The sequence below is a fragment of the Bacillus sp. PS237 genome (genome assembly GCF_037963345.1).
GTDB lineage: Bacteria > Bacillota > Bacilli > Bacillales > Bacillaceae > Bacillus > Bacillus subtilis.
Window position 1 is genome coordinate 1,124,738 of sequence record NZ_CP150156.1, and the last position, 19,574, is coordinate 1,144,311.

Genomic DNA, 19,574 nt, shown 5'->3' on the forward strand with positions numbered 1-19,574 from the left:
AGAGAGGTGAAAGCATTTGCGGATTTTACATACGGCTGACTGGCATCTTGGAAAAACGCTTGAAGGAAGAAGCAGGCTGAGTGAACAGGCCGATGTGCTGGATGAACTGAATACGATTGTAAAGGATGAGCAGATCGATGCCATTGTAATGGCGGGGGATGCATTTGACACCGTAAACCCGCCAGCTTTAGCCGAGCAGCTGTTTTATGAAAGCCTGTCTGCGCTTAGCGACAGAGGAAAGCGCCCCATCGTCGTCATTGCCGGAAATCACGATAATCCTGACCGTTTGTCCGCCGCTTCACCGCTGACACATGAAAACGGCATTCATTTAATCGGTTATCCGACAACAGAGCCGATTCATATTGAAGTGCCTTCAGCAGGAGAGCTTTTGGCGGTTGGAGCGCTGGCGTACCCATCTGAAGCGCGGTTAAATGAAGTGCTATCCGATACGTTTGATGAAAAGCTGCTCCGTGATCACTATGATGTGAAAATCAGGCAGGCGTTTGAGCATATGACAAGCCGGTTCCGGACCGATGCAGTGAAGATTGCCGCCAGCCATATTTATGTGGCAGGCGGAAACCAAACCGATTCAGAGCGGCCGATTGAAGTCGGCGGTGCATACACGGTGGCTGCTGAAAGCCTGCCGGCAGATGCCGCTTACGTTGCGCTCGGCCATTTGCATCGCCCGCAAACGATCAAGCGGGCGCGGACGCTTGCGCGTTATTCAGGATCTCCGCTCGCCTACAGCTTTTCTGAAGCGGGCTACGCTAAATCAGTGACGATTGTGGACGCAAAGCCTGGGGAAGAGGCCACTTGGCAAGAGGTGTTATTATCAAGCGGCAAGCCACTTGTGAAGTGGAAAGCGGCAAATGGATTAAGTGAGGTGTACAGCTGGCTGGATGAAGGCAGAGATCAGAATGCTTGGATTGACTTGGAAATCCGTGTCGCGGACCAGCTGTCACTTGAAGAGATTCACAGGCTGCGGAAGGCGCACCCGGGCTTTATCCATATCAGGCCGGTTTTTGAAGAACAGAACAAAGACCGGGAACGGATCGAGGTTAAACATGTCTCAATCGAGGACCGCTTTAAGAAATTTTATGAAAAACAAACTGGCGGTGCGGTGCCGGATGAAGAAATGGTGAAGCTGTTTTTAGAGCTTGCATCAGGCGTTGAAGAGGAGGATGCGAAATGAAGCCGATCGCCTTAAGCATTAAGGGGCTCCACAGCTTTAGAGAGGAGCAGACGATAGATTTTGAAGGCCTTTCCGGTGCCGGTGTTTTCGGCATTTTCGGCCCGACAGGAAGCGGTAAATCCTCTATACTCGACGCAATGACGCTTGCTTTATACGGAAAGGTGGAACGGGCGGCGAATAATACGCACGGAATCTTAAATCACGCCGAAGATACGCTGTCTGTGTCCTTTACCTTTGCGCTTCAGACGAATCACCAAATCTCATACAAAGTCGAGCGTGTGTTTAAGAGAACGGATGAAATGAAGGTAAAAACGGCACTTTGCCGCTTCATCGAAATCAAGGACGAGCATACGGTGCTGGCTGATAAAGCCAGCGAAGTGAATAAAAGAGTGGAGGAGCTCTTAGGGCTGACGATCGACGATTTTACGAGAGCGGTGGTGCTGCCCCAAGGGAAATTTGCTGAATTTCTGTCTTTAAAAGGGGCAGAGCGCAGGCATATGCTTCAGCGTTTATTTAATTTGGAGCAATATGGAGACAGGCTTGTGAAAAAGCTGAGACGGCAGGCGCAGGAAGCCAATGCGAGAAAAAATGAAATGCTTGCTGAACAGTCCGGTCTCGGTGAGGCGAGCTCAGAGGCAGTGGAGCAGGCTGAAAAGGTTCTCGAACAAGCTGAAGCCCGGCTGGAAGCGATGAGGAAGAACCGTGATCAGGCGAAGGAGCGGTTTACAGAGCATCAGGAGATATGGAATGTCCAAAAGGAAAAATCCACTTATGAAGAAGAGGAAAAACGTCTCGCAGAAGAACAGCCGCATATAGACAGCATGCAAAAACGCCTGCTGGAAGCAGAAACAGCAGCAGCCCTTAAGCCCTATGCGGACCGGTACGCAGAAGCGATCCAGCATGAGGAGCAAGCTGAAAAGGAACAAACGCTAGCCCAAAAGGATTTAGCAGACCGGACAGCTTTCTTTCAGCAAAAACATGAAGAGTATGAAGCGTGGCGCCAGCATAAAAGCGAGAAAGAGCCTGAGCTTTTAGCCAAACAGGAACAGCTTTCACGCTTGCAGGAAATCGAAATCAAACTGAGTGAGGCCAAGCAAGAGGAAGAGCGCAAAAAGGCTGACCTCCGGCAGAAAGAAGAGGCTCTTCAATCTGTCATGAATGAATTAGAGACCGTAACAGACCGCCTGACACGAGGGCAAAACAGACAGACAGAATTGAAGCAGCAGCTCAAATCCCTGCAGGTGACATCCGATGAGCGAAAAAGCTGCCAGCAGGCCGCAGAGATGGCATTGCGCATCAGACAAACCGAGGAACAAATCAAAAAAGAGAAAAAACGAAGTGAAGAATTGAACCTCGTGCTGCAGAAGATGAATGAAGAGAAGAATACACTCGTTCAAAAGACGGAAGCGGAAGAAAACAACATCATTCAGGCATATGAGGCAGTTCAAACTGTGTACCATTTGGTGTGCGAAACGGAACGCTCATTAACACGTATGACGGAAGAGGCTAGAAAGAGTCAACACACGCTTCACTTACAGCGTGAAAAAGCAAGGGTGGCACTGCTGACAAAAGAGTTAGCCCAAAAGCTGACTGCCGGAAAGCCTTGCCCGGTATGCGGTTCAACCGATCATGATCCATCTGCCTCGGTACATGAAACGTATGAAGCCGACAGCCATCTTGAAGAGGACATCAAACGGACAGATGTGTTATTGACGGAAGCTGCAGCTCTCAGCCAGGAGATTCTTTCAGCCAAAATTATGCTTGAAGAACAGTCCGCGCGCTTTATTGAACAGTGTCCGTTTTTGCAGACAATTCAAGCACAGAACCTTGAAGCGGCAGCTTCCTTCGAACATCAGCCGGTGTATGAAGCATTTGAAACTGCCAAATTTGAATGGAAACGAATCAAGCAGGACATTCTTTCTGTTAAGACACGAATGGCACAAATGATTGGCGCCTATCAGGAGTCTTTAAAAAAGGCCGAGCAGCTTAATGAAAAAATCGGTTTTGAAAAAAGAGAAGCCGACCGTATTGAAAGCATCATCAGTGAGCTTCAATCCTCAATGGACAGCAGTCTGAACATGTTTAAAGAAGCATTTCAGAATCAATCTGTGGACGAAGCAGAAAAATGGCAGCAAGCCATTGAAGAAAAGGACCGGGCTGCAGAAGAATGTGAAAAACGAATTGAGAAGAGTATCGCGTTTCTTGCTGAGCATGAAGCACAAAAGGAAAAACTGCGGGAATCGGGACACCGGCTTGAGCGGGAAAAGCTGGAGCTTCATTATGCGGCTGAACGCATCAAGAGCGTGATAGCTGATTATGAGCACGAACTCGGAGATTATGCAAAAGGAGATTCGATTCAAATCAAACTCCGCTCTGTCCAGCAGGATCTAAAGCTGTTAAAGGAAAAAGAACAATCTTTATATGAAGAACTGCAAAGCGCCCAAATGAAGCTCAACCAAGCGAAAAGCCGCGCTTCTGCAAGCGAGCTCACTCTTCAAGAGGCGAAGGGCAGATTGGAAAAAGCAAAAGCTGCTTGGCTTGAGCATACAAAAAACACCTCCATTACCCGGACTGAGGAGGTTGAACAAAGTCTCATCCCAGCTGATGAACTTGAAAAGATGAAAACCGGCATAGACCAGTTTATGGATAAACTGAAGCAAAATGCTGCAAACTTAAAACGAGTAGCAGAGATACTTGCCGGCAGAGCATTATCAGAGAGCGAATGGAACGAAACCGTTGCAGCATTACAAGAAGCTGAGGACGCATTTGGCGCTGCTATAGAGGAAAAAGGCGCGGCCGCAAAAGCACTGGCTGTCATTCGCGACCATCATAAACGGTTTAATGAAATTGAAGCTGAACTGAAAAAATGGCAGATGCATATCGACAGGCTGGACAAGCTGCAAGCTGTGTTTAAAGGCAATACCTTCGTCGAATTTTTAGCTGAGGAGCAGCTTGAAAGCGTTGCGAGGGACGCCTCAGCAAGACTCAGTATGCTGACAAGACAGCGCTATGCCATCGAAGTAGATTCTGAGGGCGGCTTCGTGATGCGGGATGACGCGAATGGAGGCGTACGACGCCCGGTTTCCAGTTTGTCTGGAGGAGAGACCTTCCTCACCTCGCTTTCACTTGCTCTTGCGCTGTCTGCGCAGATTCAGCTTCGGGGGGAATACCCGCTGCAGTTCTTTTTCTTAGATGAAGGCTTCGGCACACTGGATCAAGATCTGCTTGATACGGTTGTAACGGCCTTGGAAAAACTTCAGTCAGACAACCTGGCTGTCGGTGTCATCAGCCATGTGCAGGAACTGCGTGCACGGCTTCCGAAAAAGCTGATCGTCCATCCGGCTGAACCGAGCGGCCGCGGTACGCGGGTATCACTTGAGTTGATGTAAGGGAGGAGCGGATATGGCAAAGCAGATTGCCGGAATATGTGAGCTGTGCGGCCGGAGCGATGTCCAGCTGACAGAGCATCATCTTACACCGAAAGAGGAAGGCGGAACGTTTTTGCCGACAGCGATGCTCTGTATTCCTTGTCATAAACAGATTCATGCCTTATATACCAATCAAGAGCTCGCTGTACGTTTAAATGGAATGGCTGAACTCAGAAGCGATCCAGAGCTTGCCCGGTTTGTCAAATGGATCAGAAAACAGCCGCCTGAGAAGCTGATCAAAACTAAGAAATCAAATGAACGAAAAAAGAAAAAATGACTAAAAAGCAGCCCTCTCTTTGCAGAGCGGCTGCTTTTATCCGTTTCCAACCATATCCTGATCGTTGACATCGGGGTCTATATAATTTGTCGCGTTGACTGCATTATTTAATAGAAGGAAATCTCCCGTGTTTCCTGCTCCCGAACCGAGCGCAGATTTTGAAGAGCTTTTCGGAGAAAGGTAAAAGGAATCACCAAAGTTTACGACTCCGCCCGATATGGAATTGATAGCTATAGGCCCGACAATTGCTGGCATAAACGACACCCTTTATCGAAGTCTCTGTTTATTATATGTTCTTGGCGGGCGATTGTGAGCGCGGAGACTGAATCTGTCTGATATGTTTGAGTCTCGCATCACCGCGAATAAGCGAAGCTGATCCGGCATGTAAAACAGAAGAGGCTGAGACCCCTTGAATTTTGATGCTGCGAACATAAATAGCCGGCACCTCGTGGCAAAACGCGCTTTGTACACCTGTTTCGGGGAGCGGCTTCACGGCCTGCTGCTGAAAGATCTGATACTCCTTTTTGTTAAATGAGCCTTCATTATGGTAAAACGTGGACAGAGAACGCTGCACAGCAAATACTTTTACACTCATATCGATTTCATTTGTGTCGCCAACTTGAAACACACTTGCGATCCCGAGAGAATTAAACTTAACTAGTCTGATGCGCGATATGCGTTTAAGCATTATTCTGGCGCAAGCGGAGCAAACGGCCCAATAATAAGAGATTCAGGCGGTGTATCAAAAATAGAAGACAGGTAGATGGATTCAGTGTCTCCGATGTGGAAAACGGAGGAACTGGACACACCGTTCATCCGAATATCCCCGACTTCCAAGCTGCGGTTGATGACTGTAAAGATCATGCTTGCTCATCTCCTTTCATTTCTGATGGAATATGCTCCAGAAAGTGTTCTACAGCGCGGATGACATCACGCTTCACATGCTCAGCGATATGTTCTGCATATTGTGCAGGCGGTGTATTTTCTTCTTTTTTGATATGGGACATATAATAGTGAATCCTGCTGTCCATTTGTTTTCTGATGTCTTCAATAACATGATGTCTGTTTGTATCGTCAAGTCTGCTGTCATATTGATTTTCAAGCTGTTCCAAAATATCTGGGATTTCCTCGGTTAAGTACATGTCGACATTCTGGCGGATCTGCTGCATGAGCTGAGCGCTCTCTTCCTGCTGCATCATCCCGATTTGCGGTGTCGACTGGCTGACGTCAAAGTTTTGGACGCTGTTCGGGTCAGTCGGATTTAAACCGATATTCAAAGTCCCGTCGAGCCTTTCGATTTTCAGCTGATCAAATTTATACTCCACACGCTCAATGGTAGTGGCCGGCCGCTGTTTCATCGTATTCATTTCAGTTTGAATCTCTTTCAGCTGACGTTCGAGCTGCTGAATGTGAATCGCCTGCTGCTGAACGAAGGAATTCAAGTTTTGCAGGTAAGAGGAAACAGATTGATCATACATGTTCTTCACCTCTTTCATATGATTAACGGCCAGGAGGCTGGAGCGGGACCAATGAACCTGTGTCGGGCTCCTGCAGCTGGAGCGGTTGCCCTGAGCCAGAAACTTCTGGTGCCGGCTCTACATAGCTTCCTGTATTATACAAATTTGACAGTGACTTGATTGATCCGGCGCTCCCGATTTGCAGAATGGAGGAGTTGCTGATTGATTCCAGCCGGAGATAGTTGATTTGAATGGTTTGATTAATATAGAAGTTCATGAGCCTCACTCCTTTTACGCATTGGCCACGATCGGCTGATCAACCGCATCATTGTCATACACATTCGTCGCGTTTTGATAATTCATCACCTTGAGGCTGTCGCCGGTATTAAAGCTGCCAGCACCGGCAAACGTTCTGACCTGAGCCTGAGGAGAAATCGTAATGCAGTCCCCGATGTGAACGACTCCGCTCGTACCAATCGCATTAATTTTAAACGCTCCGACAATGGCCGGCATACGAGCACATCCTTTGTTGAAAAATTAAAAAAAGACAGGTAAAGTGAAATGACAATTCCGATTTCAATTGGGCTATTCACGATAGCTTATGACAAACGCACATATGTGTGAGAGAAATTTTAAGGGGACATATCGGCTCTTTGTGAAAGCGTTTTATTTTTTCGGGCCGTTATGTTTAAACATGGCAAAAGAGGATGTTGGGTATAAATTGAGCGGAAATGCGGCGAAGGATGCCGCTATCCGCCTATGGTGATTTTTGTTTATTTCTTTGGTGTTTTTGCGTGTAGAATGCTTTTTGGAGTATGTCGTGCTGCGGTATTCGATTTTTGGGCGGGCACATTCTCGCCCTGAGGTATATCTCAGAAGTGCTGAGCAAAAATCGGAGTTAAATGTGGTGTATTCTAATTGTTATAGAAAATGATTTACATACGGGAGTTTTCAAGATATCTCCCAAAAATCATTTCTTCTTTAATCCGGGTATTCAGCAGGATATCCAGCTCTTGGCTGCATTGAATCGTTTCTTTTGAATTCATGCCGTATTTTTGTGCGGTTTCAATTAGTGTGATCCTCATTTCTTCAATTTTACTGTTCATTACGCTATCTCCAATTCTAGATTTTATTTTGATATAAATACAGGATATCGTTAGTATAACCTATTTTGGCTCAAAAGGTTGCCTTTCGTCAATTTGACTAAAAAAGCGACAATTTTTGCTGCGGCCTTTTTTAATGGAGAAAGGACTAAAGTCTTGCTAAGTGTGCTTGCAAAAAGTCCTGCCGTTCCTCAATTTCTCTAAGTATGTTGGTCTGCTCCTTTTCGATTTGAAAGGGGCTTTTTTTGATAAAAGGATCATCAGCAGCACTTTGACAAATGTCAAGGTGCCATTCGTTGATGAGAGGAGATAATCGTTCAATAGTAAACGACCGCTTCAGCACGTTTTTCATTAAGGTGTGATATTGCGACCTGAAGGCGGGAATGGATAGAAGCCTTGACGAAAGCGTCTTTCCTTTTGTCAGAAGCGGGTCTTCTTCATACCATTCTTGTACGGCAAGCGATCTTGTCTCCATCGGGGAAACGTAAAGCCGACCGGATTCGTTTAAACAAAATGTGTAGTAAAAGCCTTGATTGGTGCAGGTGTTGCCGATCAGCCACAAAAAAAACAGCTTGACATCCAGATACAATTTAATCCTTTCAGCCAATTCGTCATCTCCGGCTGTGCGGATCAGTATGAAAAATTCATGTAAGAATGCCGAGGAATCATTGTTAAAAAGGGACAATGGAACCCTTGGATCGGCCGTCTTCACTCCGTAACTCCTTTTACCGGCTGGCTGATGGTTCTTGATGTTCAAATAAATGCCTTCAGGCTGGCCATTGATGGTCAGAAAGCTGTACGAGGCAACGGGAGCAGGTACGCCGATCTGGTCAAAAAAACAATAGGCGAGTCTGCGCCGCATCAGGGACGGATCATCCTGTTCTGCATTCAAAAAAAGTGTCCTTTCACCAAGCAGAGACTTTTCCCAGCTGATTTCATAGGATGCCTTTTCCGCTCTGTCACGCTGTGTGAGAAGAATGGGAGAAACAGATCGATCTGTTACGAAAAGCCCCTTGGCTGTACCTTTCCTTTTCAGCTGCTCCCGATGAAAAAATAAATGCACGCGCTCCATATTCTTTCCTCCTTCTCAAAACGACATTTGTATGATATGTAGAGCAAGCCCGTCCTGAAACGAAATGAAAACGGAATTGAGAAAAAGGGATTTCAGCATTCGACAGAGAATACATGAAGGAGCATTCTGATTTAAAAGATGATGGAGGAATAACATGAAATTTGCGACAGGGGAACTTTACAACCGAATGTTTGTCGGCCTGATCATTGACGATGAGAAAATTATGGATTTGCAGAAGGCTGAAAAAAAACTGTTTGAACTTGAGACGATTCCGGGATCGCTGATTGAATGTATCGCAGAAGGGGATAAATTCGTTGCGCATGCAAGGCAGCTGGCCGAGTGGGCAAAGAAACCGAATGATGAGCTGGGATCATTTATGTATTCATTATCTGAGGTGAAGCTCCATGCACCCATTCCGAAGCCATCAAAAAATATCATCTGCATCGGCAAAAACTACCGGGATCACGCGATTGAAATGGGGAGCGAGGCTGATATTCCGGAGCATCCGATGGTATTTACAAAATCGCCGGTAACGGTTACGGGGCATGGTGATATCGTAAAGAGCCATGAAGAGGTTACCTCTCAGCTTGATTATGAGGGAGAACTTGCTGTCGTGATCGGAAAAAGCGGGACTCGCATTTCAAAAGAAGATGCATATGACCATGTTTTCGGATATACGATTGTGAATGATATCACGGCGCGTGATCTGCAAAAAAGGCATAAGCAGTTTTTTATCGGAAAAAGCTTGGATACGACATGTCCGATGGGGCCCGTGCTTGTACATAAATCATCTATTCAGGAGCCAGAGCGCCTCAAGGTTGAAACAAGAGTCAACGGCGAGCTGCGCCAATCCGGTTCGGCAAGCGATATGATCTTTTCCATTCCGGAATTAATTGAAACCCTCTCAAAGGGGATGACGCTTGAAGCGGGCGACATTATTGCCACCGGTACGCCGTCTGGTGTCGGCAAGGGGTTTACGCCTCCAAAATTCTTGCGGTCAGGTGACAAAATTGATATTACAATTGATCCGATCGGAACGCTGTCAAACCAAATTGGCTGAATAAAACTGGAGGGCGGACCCGGACCCGCCCGTTTTTTCTGATAATCATCTTTGTGACAGAGGACAAGTTCATGGTACTATAAGTGGGGTAATTTATCTGATAGGGGGAACATATATGACACACCTACATATTACGACATGGGTGGTAGCGCTGATTCTGCTTTTCGTCAGCTACTCGCTGTATTCGTCAGGAAGTGCAAAGGGCGCAAAAATCACTCATATGATTCTGCGGTTATTCTATATCCTTATTATTTTGACAGGAGCTGAGCTGTTTGTCCGTTTCGCCAACTGGAACGGAGAATACGCCGGCAAAATGATTCTGGGCATTATCACCATCGGCCTGATGGAAATGCTCCTCATCCGCAAGAAAAAAGAAAAATCAACAGGAGGCCTGTGGGTCGGCTTCGTCATTGTCCTTTTGCTGACAGTGCTGCTCGGTCTGCATTTGCCAATTGGTTTTCAATTGTTTTAATAGAAAAACCTATGAACCCGGCTCTTTGATAGAGCTGGTTTTTTTTATATTTATCCCCTCATATTCCAAATCATTTAAAATAACCTTAAAATTCCCTGTAAGCGGTATCTCGTCCTATGAAATTATGATACCTTCAAGGAGATTCATTATTTTGCAGGAGGGATAACATGAAACGCAGAAAATTCAGCTCGGTTGTGGCGGCAGTGCTTATTTTTGCACTGATTTTCAGCCTTTTTTCTCCGGGAACCAAAGCTGCAGCGGCCGGCGCGATCGATCAGGCGGCTGCTCTGGAAAACGGCAAAGAGCAGACAGGCGCCATGAAGGAGCCGGAACAGGTGAAATGGTACAAAGTGACCCCGGGAGCAACGGATATTCAGAAAAACTCACATATGGCACTGACCGTAAAGAGTGATTCAGTACTGAATGTATCTGTATATCCAAGTAAGGAAAAAGCGCTTAAAGATGAGACGTTTGAGATGTACCGTTCTTTCACAGCGGAGGATGGAAAAAGCGAAGTCATTTTTCCATACGCGTGGAGCGGCCCTTACTATGTAAAAGTTGAATACCTCGGAGAAGAAGAACCAGAGGACGGCGGAACGGCAGAAGCAGCTGCAGAAGCCAAGTATACGATTGGGTATAAAGGCACCAAAAAACAGCCGTCAGATTTAGAAGAGGAAGAAGCTTGTCCGGTTGAAATGAGTGTCGATCAGAAGAAATCAGGAAAAGGCATCCTGGATAAGTTGAGATCGATTCGTGATGAGCAGCTGAGCCAAACAGCAGAAGGCAAAGAACTGACAAGCCTTTATTACAAAGCAGCACCGTTTATCGTTGCAAAGCTCGCACTCAATAAAACAGCAAGAAATGAAATCTATCAGGATCTTGTGACATTAAAGCCGTTATTTGACGATGTGTCAGAAAACGGAGCATCATCTTCGTATAAGGTCACTGAAAAGGATCAAAAAGCGATCAACCGGCTATATGATAAAGCTTTACAATCAGTCCCGTCATTCCTTAAAGAGGAGATAAAGAAACAAGCGGACCGACTAAATATGAAGCAGCTGCAAGGCAAAACAGCAGGAGCCATTTTAACAGAAAACAATATTGCAGCAAAAAGTGAAGTTCAGACAACAAAGGTTATTTTCAAGGTGAAGGACAATAAAAGCCTCTCATCCGTACATAATGAAATGAAGGGCTTTTCTGCAAGCGCGCAATCGAAAAAAGACATATCTAATGTGAAAAAGGCAAAGAAACTGTTTGACAATCTGTATTCATTTGAACTTCCGAAAGACGAGAAACAGAACGGCGCATATACGGCAAGCGCCAAAAGGGTCAAAAGCGCTGCTGCGACACTATCCAAGATGTCCAATGTAGAGTTTGCGGAACCCGTACAGGAATACAAAAGCTTGGCAAACGATATTCAGTACCCTTATCAATGGCCGCTTAAAAACAACGGTGAAAACGGCGGTGTCAAAAATGCGGATGTGAAATATGAGCCTGCCAACACATTGCTGTCCAAACGCAAGCTTAACGATACACTCATTGCAGTAGTAGACACAGGCGTAGACAGCACGCTTGCCGATTTAAAAGGAAAAGTAAGAACAGATCTCGGACACAATTTTGTCGGACGAAATAACAATGCAATGGATGATCAGGGGCATGGGACGCATGTCGCAGGCATTATTGCAGCCCAAAGCGATAACGGCTATTCAATGACTGGATTGAATGCCAAAGCAAAAATCATCCCTGTAAAAGTGCTTGATTCCGCAGGTTCCGGAGATACTGAACAAATTGCTCTCGGCATCAAATATGCTGCTGACAAAGGAGCAAAGGTGATTAATTTAAGTTTAGGCGGAGGCTACAGCCGCGTGCTTGAATTTGCTTTGAAGTACGCAGCTGACAAAAATGTCTTGATTGCCGCAGCCAGCGGGAATGATGGAGAAAATGCCTTATCTTATCCTGCATCTTCTAAATATGTGATGTCAGTCGGCGCAACGAATCGCATGGATATGACCGCTGATTTCTCTAACTATGGAAAAGGTCTGGACATCTCTGCTCCAGGGTCTGATATCCCGAGCTTAGTGCCGAACGGAAATGTCACGTACATGAGCGGAACGTCTATGGCGACGCCATATGCTGCCGCCGCTGCGGGACTGCTGTTTGCTCAAAATCCTAAGCTAAAAAGAACAGAAGTTGAGGATATGTTGAAAAAGACGGCAGATGATATTTCCTTTGAAAGTGTCGATGGCGGAGAAGAAGAGTTGTATGACGATTATGGCGATCCGATTGAAATTCCGAAGACACCTGGTGTAGACTGGCATTCAGGCTACGGGCGGCTGAATGTCATGAAGGCTGTCAGCGCAGCTGATTTACAGCTTAAGGTCAACAAGCTGGAAAGCACTCAAACAGCTGTCAGAGGAAGCGCGAAGGAAGGCACCCTTATCGAGGTGATGAACGGCAAAAAGAAACTCGGCAGCGCCAAAGCCGGAAAAGACAATGCGTTCAAGGTGAATATCGCGACTCAAAAACAGGATCAAGTACTGTATCTGAAAGCAACAAAAGGCGATGCGAAAACATCGTATAAAGTTGTTGTCGTCAAAGGAAAACCTTCCGGCACACCGAAAGTAAACGCGGTGAAAACGAAGGATACGGCAGTAAAAGGGAAGGCAAACAGCAAAGCGATGATCAGAGTGAAAAACAAATCAAAGAAAGTCATTGCTTCTGCCAAAGCTGACGCAAAAGGAACGTTTTCGGTGAAAATCAAAAAACAAAAAGCCGGAACGGTGCTGTACGTCACGGCTGTGGATACAGATAAAAAAGAAAGCAAGGAAGCAAAAGTTGTTGTTGAAAAGTAACCAAAAAGCGGTGCTCGATGCACCGCTTTTTTATTTGCGCCCCCGTTGGACTGCTGTGTACATAATGGATCGCTTTCCGTTTGAAGCCGTCCATTCAAAACGGTCTCCTGTCCCTTCGCTGCTGTAGTTGTAGTGATGCTGCATCGCGCATTGTGCGGTGTCATTTGAAAAGTGATAAAAGGACACACCCTGCCCCGCCGAAGTATTCGAAAAGACTCCTTTATTATAAGAAAAGACGCAATCGAATACCGATAAGCCGAAGCTGTGCAAGTGCTGCAGAAATGCGAGAAAGGTTTCGTCGTCAAGCGAATCCAAAAGCGCCATGAGCGGCCGCTTGACTGATTTCTCATAGCGGATGCGTTCTCCGCCGGAAAGGGAGATGTTTTCTGCACCGCATGCCAAAACCAACTTGTCCTGAAAGCCGGCTTGCTCCCACTTTCCTTTATGATGGATCCAGATTGGGCTGTGTTGGAGACTGTCCGCCAGCAGTATATCGCCTTCACCGTTTTCGATTAAGCAGATGCCGTCTTCAATGAGGATGGTGCCGTATTCCCACTTTCGTTCCTCTGTATATAACAATTGTTTCCGTTTCATCCATGCTGTCTCCTTTTTCTTCATTCCTCTCTTTTCTTTCCAATTCAAGCCTGTCCCATACAACTCTTTTATGGACAAATCAACTATCTGCCTATAGATGCATAAACTTACTAAGGTGCTGAAAGAAACGAAATTGTTACGAAAGAAACGGGATTGGAGCTGATGTCACATGTGTGGAATTACGGGTTGGGTCGATTTTAAAAAGCAGCTCGTCCAGGAAAAACAAACGATGGACAGAATGACAGACACTCTTTCCAAACGAGGGCCTGATGATTCAAACGTTTGGGGGGAGCACCATGTTTTATTCGGACATAAAAGACTTGCGGTTGTTGATATTGAAGGCGGACGCCAGCCGATGGCGTGTACCTATAAAGGCGATACGTACACCATTATTTACAATGGCGAGCTTTATAACACGGAAGATTTGCGCAAAGAATTGCGGGCGCGGGGCCATCAATTCGAGCGTACGTCAGATACCGAGGTGCTTCTGCACAGCTACATCGAGTGGCAGGAAGACTGTGTCGACCATCTCAATGGCATATTCGCTTTCGCTGTGTGGGATGAAAAGCGTAATCTGTTGTTTGCCGCGAGAGACCGTCTCGGTGTAAAGCCGTTTTTTTACACGAAGGAAGGCTCTTCATTTCTCTTCGGGTCGGAAATCAAAGCAATCCTCGCGCACCCTGATATAAAAGCGCGAGTGGACAGAACGGGACTTTCTGAAATTTTCGGTCTTGGACCGTCCAGAACCCCGGGCACTGGCATATTTAAAGGCATAAAAGAAATCCGCCCGGCTCACGCGCTGACATTTTCCAAAGACGGACTTAATATTTGGCGTTATTGGAATGTTGAAAGCGAAAAACATACGGACAGTTTTGATGACACGGTTGCCAATGTCAGATCGTTATTTCAGGACGCGGTGACGCGGCAGCTTGTGTCGGATGTGCCTGTTTGCACATTCCTATCAGGCGGTCTGGACTCAAGCGCGATTACAGCGATTGCGGCGGGCCATTTTGAAAAGGAAGGAAAAGCACCGCTTCATACTTATTCGATTGATTACGAAGAGAACGATAAATATTTTCAAGCAAGCGCTTTTCAGCCGAATGATGACGGACCATGGATTGAAAAAATGACAGAGGCTTTCGGCACAACGCACCACAAATGCGTCATCAGCCAAAAAGACCTCGTTGATCATTTGGAGGAAGCTGTACTGGTCAAAGACTTGCCGGGAATGGCAGATGTCGACTCATCCCTGCTGTGGTTTTGCCGGGAAATCAAAAAGGACTTTGTCGTCAGCCTATCGGGAGAATGCGCGGATGAGATTTTCGGCGGGTACCCGTGGTTCCATACGGCAGATGTTGAGTCTGGCTTTCCATGGATGAGATCAACGGAGGAGCGGATCAAGCTGCTTTCTGACTCATGGCAGAAAAAATTGAATCTGAAAGAATACGTAAATGCCAAATATGAAGAAACCTTGGCAGAAACGCCATTATTAGACGGAGAAACGGGTGTGGATAAAGCAAGAAGACAGCTGTTCTATTTAAATATGCTTTGGTTTATGACGAACCTTTTGGATCGGAAGGATCGCATGAGCATGGGGGCGAGCCTGGAAGTGCGGGTGCCGTTCGCCGATCACCGGCTTGTGGAATATGTTTGGAATATTCCGTGGGAAATGAAAATGCATGATAATCGGGAAAAAGGCATTTTGCGCAAAGCGCTTGAGGGCATTTTGCCTGATGACATTTTGTATCGCAAAAAAAGCCCATATCCGAAAACACATCATCCGGAATATACAAAAGGCGTCAGCGAGTGGCTGAAAACGATCAGAAGCCAAAAGGACTCCGTGCTCCATACCTTACTGGACAGAAAACAATTAGATCAGCTTTTAGAAACGGAAGGCTCCTCCTTCAAGGTCCCGTGGTTCGGGCAGCTCATGAAGGGGCCTCAGCTGATCGCCCATCTTGCTCAAATTCATACATGGTTTGAAGCGTATCGCATTGATATTGACGAGAGGTAGGTTCAATACAAATGTGATTAAAAGCCAGAGATGTATAGATTTAAATAAGAAGGATAGATGAGCAGGGAAATATATGCTCTATCTATCCTTTTTTGTACAACAGCACTATCGAATTGCCCCCGCATTCCTTCAATAAGAATGAATAGGTTTTAATGTTCTGCCGATAAAACTAGCTGATACCGGGCTTAACTTTAATTCCCTAGCCCATACAGAAAGTTGACCAATATGGTGAATTTCGTGAGCGATGATATGGTGTAATATTTCATCTCGCGTATATAAAACACCTGTCTCCCAAGGAACGCTTACAAGTTCATCTTTTATTTGATCTGAATGTGTTTGTAAAACATCAATTATTTCAGTTCGGAATGTATTTGAGAGAGATTTCACTTTATTGAGTGTTTGATAATCAGCGAACTGAACAGCGATATCTTCTTTTCCTTGGATAGCACGAATCCAACTATATTCCACATCAATAATATGAAAAAGGGTATATAAAATATTCTCTACTCCGCCAAGACGATTTTTAAGTAATTCTTCAGTGGTTAGTTGATGACACCAAGTAAACCATTGATCTCTAACCTGCCAGTTATATTCAAAAAATTTCATCACTAAACTCACTCCAATACTATCATGTATCATAACAATTAGCCCTTTTTTCCGTGATTCCTCTATTAATGAAGTGATGATTGAGAAATGTTTACATTCTACCTGTTGTATGGCATTAAAAATAATAATGCATATCTCGTCGATGATGCTGTGCGTCTTGTTACTTTTACAAAGTAAGAATCGGCATTTTCTTCATATACAATTAGGAAAAAACATACTAGACTTGAAGAAGCAGTGATACATAGGAGTGAGAAAATGAAAGAGATAAAAGAAGCTTACCAGCAATGCGGACAGATTGTTGGCGAATACGCGCCAGCCTGTTTCAAAGCATTATCATATCTCCCGCTAAAGCAAAGACAAGCCTCTTGGGCAGTATTGTCGTTTTGCCACACGGCGGCCAGTGCAGACGAAAAGGTATTGCCCGCATTTGAAGCTAAAGCTGATCATGTTTACCAAAGGACAAATAACGGTAAACAACATCTATGGAAGGCTTTTGATCATGCGTATCGGACCTTTACATTGGAAAGCGAACCTTTTCGGGAGTTTATTGCCGCACAAAAAGAAGACGCCAAGCCGTATGATGACCTTGATGAACTGCTCATGTACGCATATCGGACGGGCGGTGCTGCCGGATTGATGCTGCTGCCGATACTGACACGCCGAAAACAAGATCAGCTCAAACAAGCAGCCGTCTCTCTCGGCTTGGCCATACAGCTGGTTCGCTTCTTAAGTGATCTTGGCACAGATCAGCAAAAAAACCGCATTCCCCGTCAGGTAATGCAGCAATTCGGCTATACAGAGGCTGATCTCCAAAAAGGCACCGTAAATAAAGCGTTCACAATGACGTGGGAGTATATCGCTTTTGAAGCAGAAGCCTACCTTGAAGAGTGTCAGGATGCCTTGCCGCTATTTCCGCAGTATTCTCAAAAAACGGTGAAAGCCGCTCTTCATTTGCACCGGGCTGTTTTAGAAAAAATCCGGGCGAAGCAGCACGATGTATTTCAATATCACTTCGCTCTCACAGAGACCGAAGTGAAGCAGATTCTGTCTGATATCTAAAAAACACCCGGCCTTGATTGAGCCGGGTGTTACGCCATACCTTTTTGAATCCAGATACGTGAGCGCCATCTTCTGTACATTAAGATTCCCCGGACCCATTCATCCGCGATAAAAGAAATCCAAATGCCGGCAAGACCGAAACCGAGGTGGATGCCGAAAAGATAAGCAAGCGGGAGGCCAATGCCCCACATTGAAATCATTGCCATGTAAACCGGGAATTTCGCATCCCCCGCGGCCCGCAGAGAGTTAATGATAATGACATTAAACGAGCGGCCTGGTTCAAGGATAATGGTCATGGCAATCAATAGGCTTGCAGTTGCTATAATGTCAGGGCTTTGTGTGAAGAGTCCGATCAGGTCTTTTGAAAAGATCGTCATCAAAACAGAGGTAGCCGCAGCAATTCCGAGTGCCCAATATAAGCTCTTCATGCAGCGCTCATAAGCGGCATCAAATTGTTTGCCGCCGATATAACGGCCGATTAAGATTTGTGTACCCTGGCTGATCGCAGTGCCGAACAGCAAAATAAACATCGTAATATTTTGCGTATACACTTTTGTTGTCAACGCCTGCGCGCCCATGATGGCGATAAAATACGTGACTATCATTTGCGACAGGTTGTATGAAAGCTGCTCTCCCGCAGAAGGAATGCCGATTTTCAGCAGCTTGCGCAAATGCTCTTTATGCATATGAAAGACTTTTTTCAGCGACATCTTCAGCTGGATGCGTTTGTTGACAATCACAATCATCGCGATTAATCCGATGACGCGGGCGATAGATGTGGACATGGCCACACCGGCAACACCGAGAACAGGAAAGCCGAACAAACCGAAAATCACAACAAAGTTTCCGGCAATGTTTAAAATGTTCATGCCGATAGTGACAAACATTGTATCTTTTGTGTAGCCGTAGCTTTTTAAGATCGCGCTGAATGTCATGATTAAAGCCTGAATAAAGGACAGACCTCCGACAACTTGTAAAAAGACTTTCGCATCAGGCATCAGTGCGTCTGATAATCCCATCATATGAAGCAGAGGGACAGCCGCGAAAAAGACGACGGCGCTGATGGCCAGGCTGATGAAGAAGTTGGCGCCGATTGACACATAAGCGACTTCCATGGCTTCTTTCTTTTGCCGTGAGCCTAGAAATTGTGAAATGATAACGGTCGTTCCTGTTGCGATAAAGCTGAACATCACGATAATTAAATTTAAAATCTGGTTGCTGACGCCGACTGCTGCCACGCTGTTATCCGAGTATTGGCTGAGCATCAGTGTATCGGCATTACCCATAAACATATATAATGAGACCTCAATAAAGATCGGCCAAGTAAGCGAAAATAATGAGAACGTTTTGTCAGCGGGTTTTTTCAAAGCAGTTGATTTGAAGACAGCTTGTTTCATCGTGTCTAACCCCTTTCGTAAATAAAATCAACGTTTTAAAGTGTACCTCCATTTCCTTATAATAAAAAGGGATAGAAACGATACTTCTTGTAAAAATCCGACTTAAAAAGGAGGATGATTCAAATGCCTCGCATCCTGTTTACAGTCCCGCCTTTTCCGGTATTTATCGCAGCTGGGGAAGGGGTTTTTAAAAAAGGAGAAACCCATGTGAAACGTGTATTCTCCGTGTTTGATCTGATATATGTCAAACAGGGAACGTTATATATAACGGAAAATGAAACATCGTTTTCTGTTGAAGGCGGCGAGTACATCTTGCTTTCTCCCGGTCTTGAACACTACGGGACGAAGGGCAGTGATGAAGCAACCTCCTACTATTGGCTTCACTTCGATGAACATCGATATGAATTTACGGCAAAGGGAGGCAGCAACTGGTCTGAGCTTCAGCAGGAAAAAGGGAGCTTCGAAGAGCCGGCCCGCTACGGATTGGCCTTGCCGAGAAAAGGCAAGGTGCAGCGCCCGCAGTTTATGGCGCAGCAGTTTGAAAAGCTGATCGATTACTCCGCGGAAAACTCTGATTTGCCGCTCAGAAAGCAAATTTTATTTGAGGAGCTGATGCTGCATCTTCAAAAAGAAGCGTTCCAAATACCGTCTGCGAAAGAGCGGGTAGCCTGGGAGGCGGCCCGGTATTTACAGGAGCACTATAAGGAAAAGACGACAATCAAGGATCTGTCGCTCGCCCTTCACTATCATCAGGATTATGTGAGCCGCTGCATGCAGCAGGTGCTCGGCGTAACTCCGGCACAATACACGAACCGGGTGAGAATGACGGAAGCGAAGCGTCTTTTATCCTCTACAAATGATAAAATGGGCGTTATTGCGGAAACGGTCGGAATGGAAGATCCGACATACTTTTCAAAACTCTTTAAGCAGATAGAAGGCATTTCACCAATTGAATACCGGAAAATTGTCAGCCGGAAAGTTCAATAACCAG

The 19,574-nt window shown here is 45.7% G+C and carries 20 protein-coding genes; 9 read left to right on the top strand and 11 right to left on the bottom strand.

All coding sequences use genetic code 11. The features are described from left to right. Positions 1-16 precede the first annotated feature (16 nt). Genes sbcD through hlpB form a run of 3 tightly spaced genes read left to right on the top strand, consistent with a single transcriptional unit; the run spans position 17 to position 4,897 of the window. Positions 17-1,192: an exonuclease subunit SbcD gene (gene sbcD, locus NST22_RS05775; protein WP_003233099.1), complete on the top strand. Its 1,176-nt coding sequence runs from the start codon at positions 17-19 to the stop codon at positions 1,190-1,192. Then, positions 1,189-4,581: an exonuclease subunit SbcC gene (gene sbcC, locus NST22_RS05780; RefSeq protein WP_003245201.1), complete on the top strand. Its 3,393-nt coding sequence runs from the start codon at positions 1,189-1,191 to the stop codon at positions 4,579-4,581. Before sbcD ends, sbcC begins: the two co-directional genes overlap by 4 nt. Before the next feature lie 13 nt (positions 4,582-4,594). Next, positions 4,595-4,897 (top strand): HNH nuclease-like protein HlpB, encoded by a 303-nt coding sequence (gene hlpB, locus NST22_RS05785; RefSeq protein ID WP_003245113.1) that lies wholly within the window; start codon positions 4,595-4,597, stop codon positions 4,895-4,897. A gap of 36 nt (positions 4,898-4,933) precedes the next feature. On the opposite strand, the gene NST22_RS05790 is transcribed toward hlpB, so the two are convergent. The 8 genes from NST22_RS05790 to NST22_RS05825 all read right to left on the bottom strand — a co-directional run bounded on the left by NST22_RS05790 (position 4,934) and on the right by NST22_RS05825 (position 8,529). Further along, complete coding sequence (locus tag NST22_RS05790) at positions 4,934-5,152, bottom strand: spore germination protein (RefSeq protein WP_003233096.1); 219 nt, start codon at positions 5,150-5,152, stop codon at positions 4,934-4,936. Between the two features lie 31 nt (positions 5,153-5,183). After that, the gene (locus NST22_RS05795; RefSeq protein WP_010886467.1) at positions 5,184-5,585 is read right to left on the bottom strand and encodes a spore germination protein GerPE; all 402 of its coding nucleotides are present in this window, start codon (positions 5,583-5,585) and stop codon (positions 5,184-5,186) included. Continuing rightward, positions 5,585-5,761 (bottom strand): spore germination protein GerPD, encoded by a 177-nt coding sequence (gene gerPD, locus NST22_RS05800; RefSeq protein WP_003233093.1) that lies wholly within the window; start codon positions 5,759-5,761, stop codon positions 5,585-5,587. Before gerPD ends, NST22_RS05795 begins: the two co-directional genes overlap by 1 nt. Beyond that, on the bottom strand, positions 5,758-6,375 hold the full coding sequence (locus NST22_RS05805; protein WP_003245548.1) for a spore germination protein GerPC: 618 nt from the start codon (positions 6,373-6,375) through the stop codon (positions 5,758-5,760). Before NST22_RS05805 ends, gerPD begins: the two co-directional genes overlap by 4 nt. A gap of 22 nt (positions 6,376-6,397) precedes the next feature. Next, entirely contained in the window at positions 6,398-6,631 is a 234-nt protein-coding gene (gene gerPB, locus NST22_RS05810; protein ID WP_003233090.1) for a spore germination protein GerPB, read from the bottom strand. 14 nt (positions 6,632-6,645) lie between these two features. Next, a complete protein-coding gene (locus NST22_RS05815; RefSeq protein ID WP_003233088.1) occupies positions 6,646-6,867 on the bottom strand; it encodes a spore germination protein in 222 nt (73 codons plus the stop codon). 422 nt (positions 6,868-7,289) lie between these two features. Continuing rightward, entirely contained in the window at positions 7,290-7,460 is a 171-nt protein-coding gene (gene yisI, locus NST22_RS05820; protein WP_003233086.1) for an aspartyl-phosphate phosphatase YisI, read from the bottom strand. Between the two features lie 145 nt (positions 7,461-7,605). Then, positions 7,606-8,529, bottom strand: coding sequence for a CotH kinase family protein (locus NST22_RS05825; protein WP_003245291.1), 924 nt, complete (start codon positions 8,527-8,529; stop codon positions 7,606-7,608). A 154-nt stretch (positions 8,530-8,683) separates the two neighbouring features. Here NST22_RS05825 and NST22_RS05830 point away from each other — a divergent pair, with 154 nt between their 5' ends. From NST22_RS05830 to wprA, 3 genes are all read left to right on the top strand, one after another. Next, a complete protein-coding gene (locus tag NST22_RS05830) occupies positions 8,684-9,589 on the top strand; it encodes a fumarylacetoacetate hydrolase family protein (protein WP_003245441.1) in 906 nt (301 codons plus the stop codon). 115 nt (positions 9,590-9,704) lie between these two features. Beyond that, the gene (locus NST22_RS05835; RefSeq protein WP_003244937.1) at positions 9,705-10,061 is read left to right on the top strand and encodes a YisL family protein; all 357 of its coding nucleotides are present in this window, start codon (positions 9,705-9,707) and stop codon (positions 10,059-10,061) included. Between the two features lie 167 nt (positions 10,062-10,228). Next, positions 10,229-12,913 carry a cell wall-associated protease WprA gene (gene wprA / locus NST22_RS05840; protein WP_003244653.1) on the top strand — a complete coding sequence of 895 codons (2,685 nt, stop codon included), beginning with the start codon at positions 10,229-10,231 and terminating at the stop codon, positions 12,911-12,913. Between the two features lie 30 nt (positions 12,914-12,943). Here wprA and NST22_RS05845 read toward each other — a convergent pair whose 3' ends face one another. Then, positions 12,944-13,531, bottom strand: coding sequence for a DUF2777 domain-containing protein (locus NST22_RS05845; protein ID WP_010886469.1), 588 nt, complete (start codon positions 13,529-13,531; stop codon positions 12,944-12,946). Positions 13,532-13,676: 145 nt separating this feature from the next. Here NST22_RS05845 and asnB point away from each other — a divergent pair, with 145 nt between their 5' ends. After that, positions 13,677-15,521 carry an asparagine synthase (glutamine-hydrolyzing) gene (gene asnB / locus NST22_RS05850; RefSeq protein WP_003233080.1) on the top strand — a complete coding sequence of 615 codons (1,845 nt, stop codon included), beginning with the start codon at positions 13,677-13,679 and terminating at the stop codon, positions 15,519-15,521. 129 nt (positions 15,522-15,650) lie between these two features. On the opposite strand, the gene NST22_RS05855 is transcribed toward asnB, so the two are convergent. Continuing rightward, positions 15,651-16,130, bottom strand: coding sequence for a DinB family protein (locus NST22_RS05855; protein ID WP_010886470.1), 480 nt, complete (start codon positions 16,128-16,130; stop codon positions 15,651-15,653). A gap of 231 nt (positions 16,131-16,361) precedes the next feature. On the opposite strand from NST22_RS05855, the gene farP reads away from it, so the two are divergent. Further along, positions 16,362-17,186: a farnesyl diphosphate phosphatase gene (farP, locus tag NST22_RS05860; RefSeq protein WP_010886471.1), complete on the top strand. Its 825-nt coding sequence runs from the start codon at positions 16,362-16,364 to the stop codon at positions 17,184-17,186. Positions 17,187-17,215: 29 nt separating this feature from the next. Here the strand turns inward: farP and NST22_RS05865 are convergent, their stop codons facing one another. Further along, a complete protein-coding gene (locus NST22_RS05865) occupies positions 17,216-18,583 on the bottom strand; it encodes an MATE family efflux transporter (RefSeq protein ID WP_003233074.1) in 1,368 nt (455 codons plus the stop codon). A gap of 123 nt (positions 18,584-18,706) precedes the next feature. Here NST22_RS05865 and NST22_RS05870 point away from each other — a divergent pair, with 123 nt between their 5' ends. Continuing rightward, complete coding sequence (locus NST22_RS05870; RefSeq protein WP_003245539.1) at positions 18,707-19,570, top strand: AraC family transcriptional regulator; 864 nt, start codon at positions 18,707-18,709, stop codon at positions 19,568-19,570. Positions 19,571-19,574: the final 4 nt, after the last annotated feature.

Coding starts and splice junctions, on each gene's coding strand:
- sbcC (WP_003245201.1), top strand. CDS start 1,189: ATGAAGCCGATCGCCTTAAGCATTAAGGGGCTCCACAGCTTTAGAGAG.
- hlpB (WP_003245113.1), top strand. CDS start 4,595: ATGGCAAAGCAGATTGCCGGAATATGTGAGCTGTGCGGCCGGAGCGAT.
- NST22_RS05790 (WP_003233096.1), bottom strand. CDS start 5,152: ATGCCAGCAATTGTCGGGCCTATAGCTATCAATTCCATATCGGGCGGA.
- NST22_RS05795 (WP_010886467.1), bottom strand. CDS start 5,585: ATGCTTAAACGCATATCGCGCATCAGACTAGTTAAGTTTAATTCTCTC.
- gerPD (WP_003233093.1), bottom strand. CDS start 5,761: ATGATCTTTACAGTCATCAACCGCAGCTTGGAAGTCGGGGATATTCGG.
- NST22_RS05805 (WP_003245548.1), bottom strand. CDS start 6,375: ATGTATGATCAATCTGTTTCCTCTTACCTGCAAAACTTGAATTCCTTC.
- gerPB (WP_003233090.1), bottom strand. CDS start 6,631: ATGAACTTCTATATTAATCAAACCATTCAAATCAACTATCTCCGGCTG.
- NST22_RS05815 (WP_003233088.1), bottom strand. CDS start 6,867: ATGCCGGCCATTGTCGGAGCGTTTAAAATTAATGCGATTGGTACGAGC.
- yisI (WP_003233086.1), bottom strand. CDS start 7,460: ATGAACAGTAAAATTGAAGAAATGAGGATCACACTAATTGAAACCGCA.
- NST22_RS05825 (WP_003245291.1), bottom strand. CDS start 8,529: ATGGAGCGCGTGCATTTATTTTTTCATCGGGAGCAGCTGAAAAGGAAA.
- NST22_RS05830 (WP_003245441.1), top strand. CDS start 8,684: ATGAAATTTGCGACAGGGGAACTTTACAACCGAATGTTTGTCGGCCTG.
- NST22_RS05835 (WP_003244937.1), top strand. CDS start 9,705: ATGACACACCTACATATTACGACATGGGTGGTAGCGCTGATTCTGCTT.
- wprA (WP_003244653.1), top strand. CDS start 10,229: ATGAAACGCAGAAAATTCAGCTCGGTTGTGGCGGCAGTGCTTATTTTT.
- NST22_RS05845 (WP_010886469.1), bottom strand. CDS start 13,531: ATGAAGAAAAAGGAGACAGCATGGATGAAACGGAAACAATTGTTATAT.
- asnB (WP_003233080.1), top strand. CDS start 13,677: ATGTGTGGAATTACGGGTTGGGTCGATTTTAAAAAGCAGCTCGTCCAG.
- NST22_RS05865 (WP_003233074.1), bottom strand. CDS start 18,583: ATGAAACAAGCTGTCTTCAAATCAACTGCTTTGAAAAAACCCGCTGAC.
- NST22_RS05870 (WP_003245539.1), top strand. CDS start 18,707: ATGCCTCGCATCCTGTTTACAGTCCCGCCTTTTCCGGTATTTATCGCA.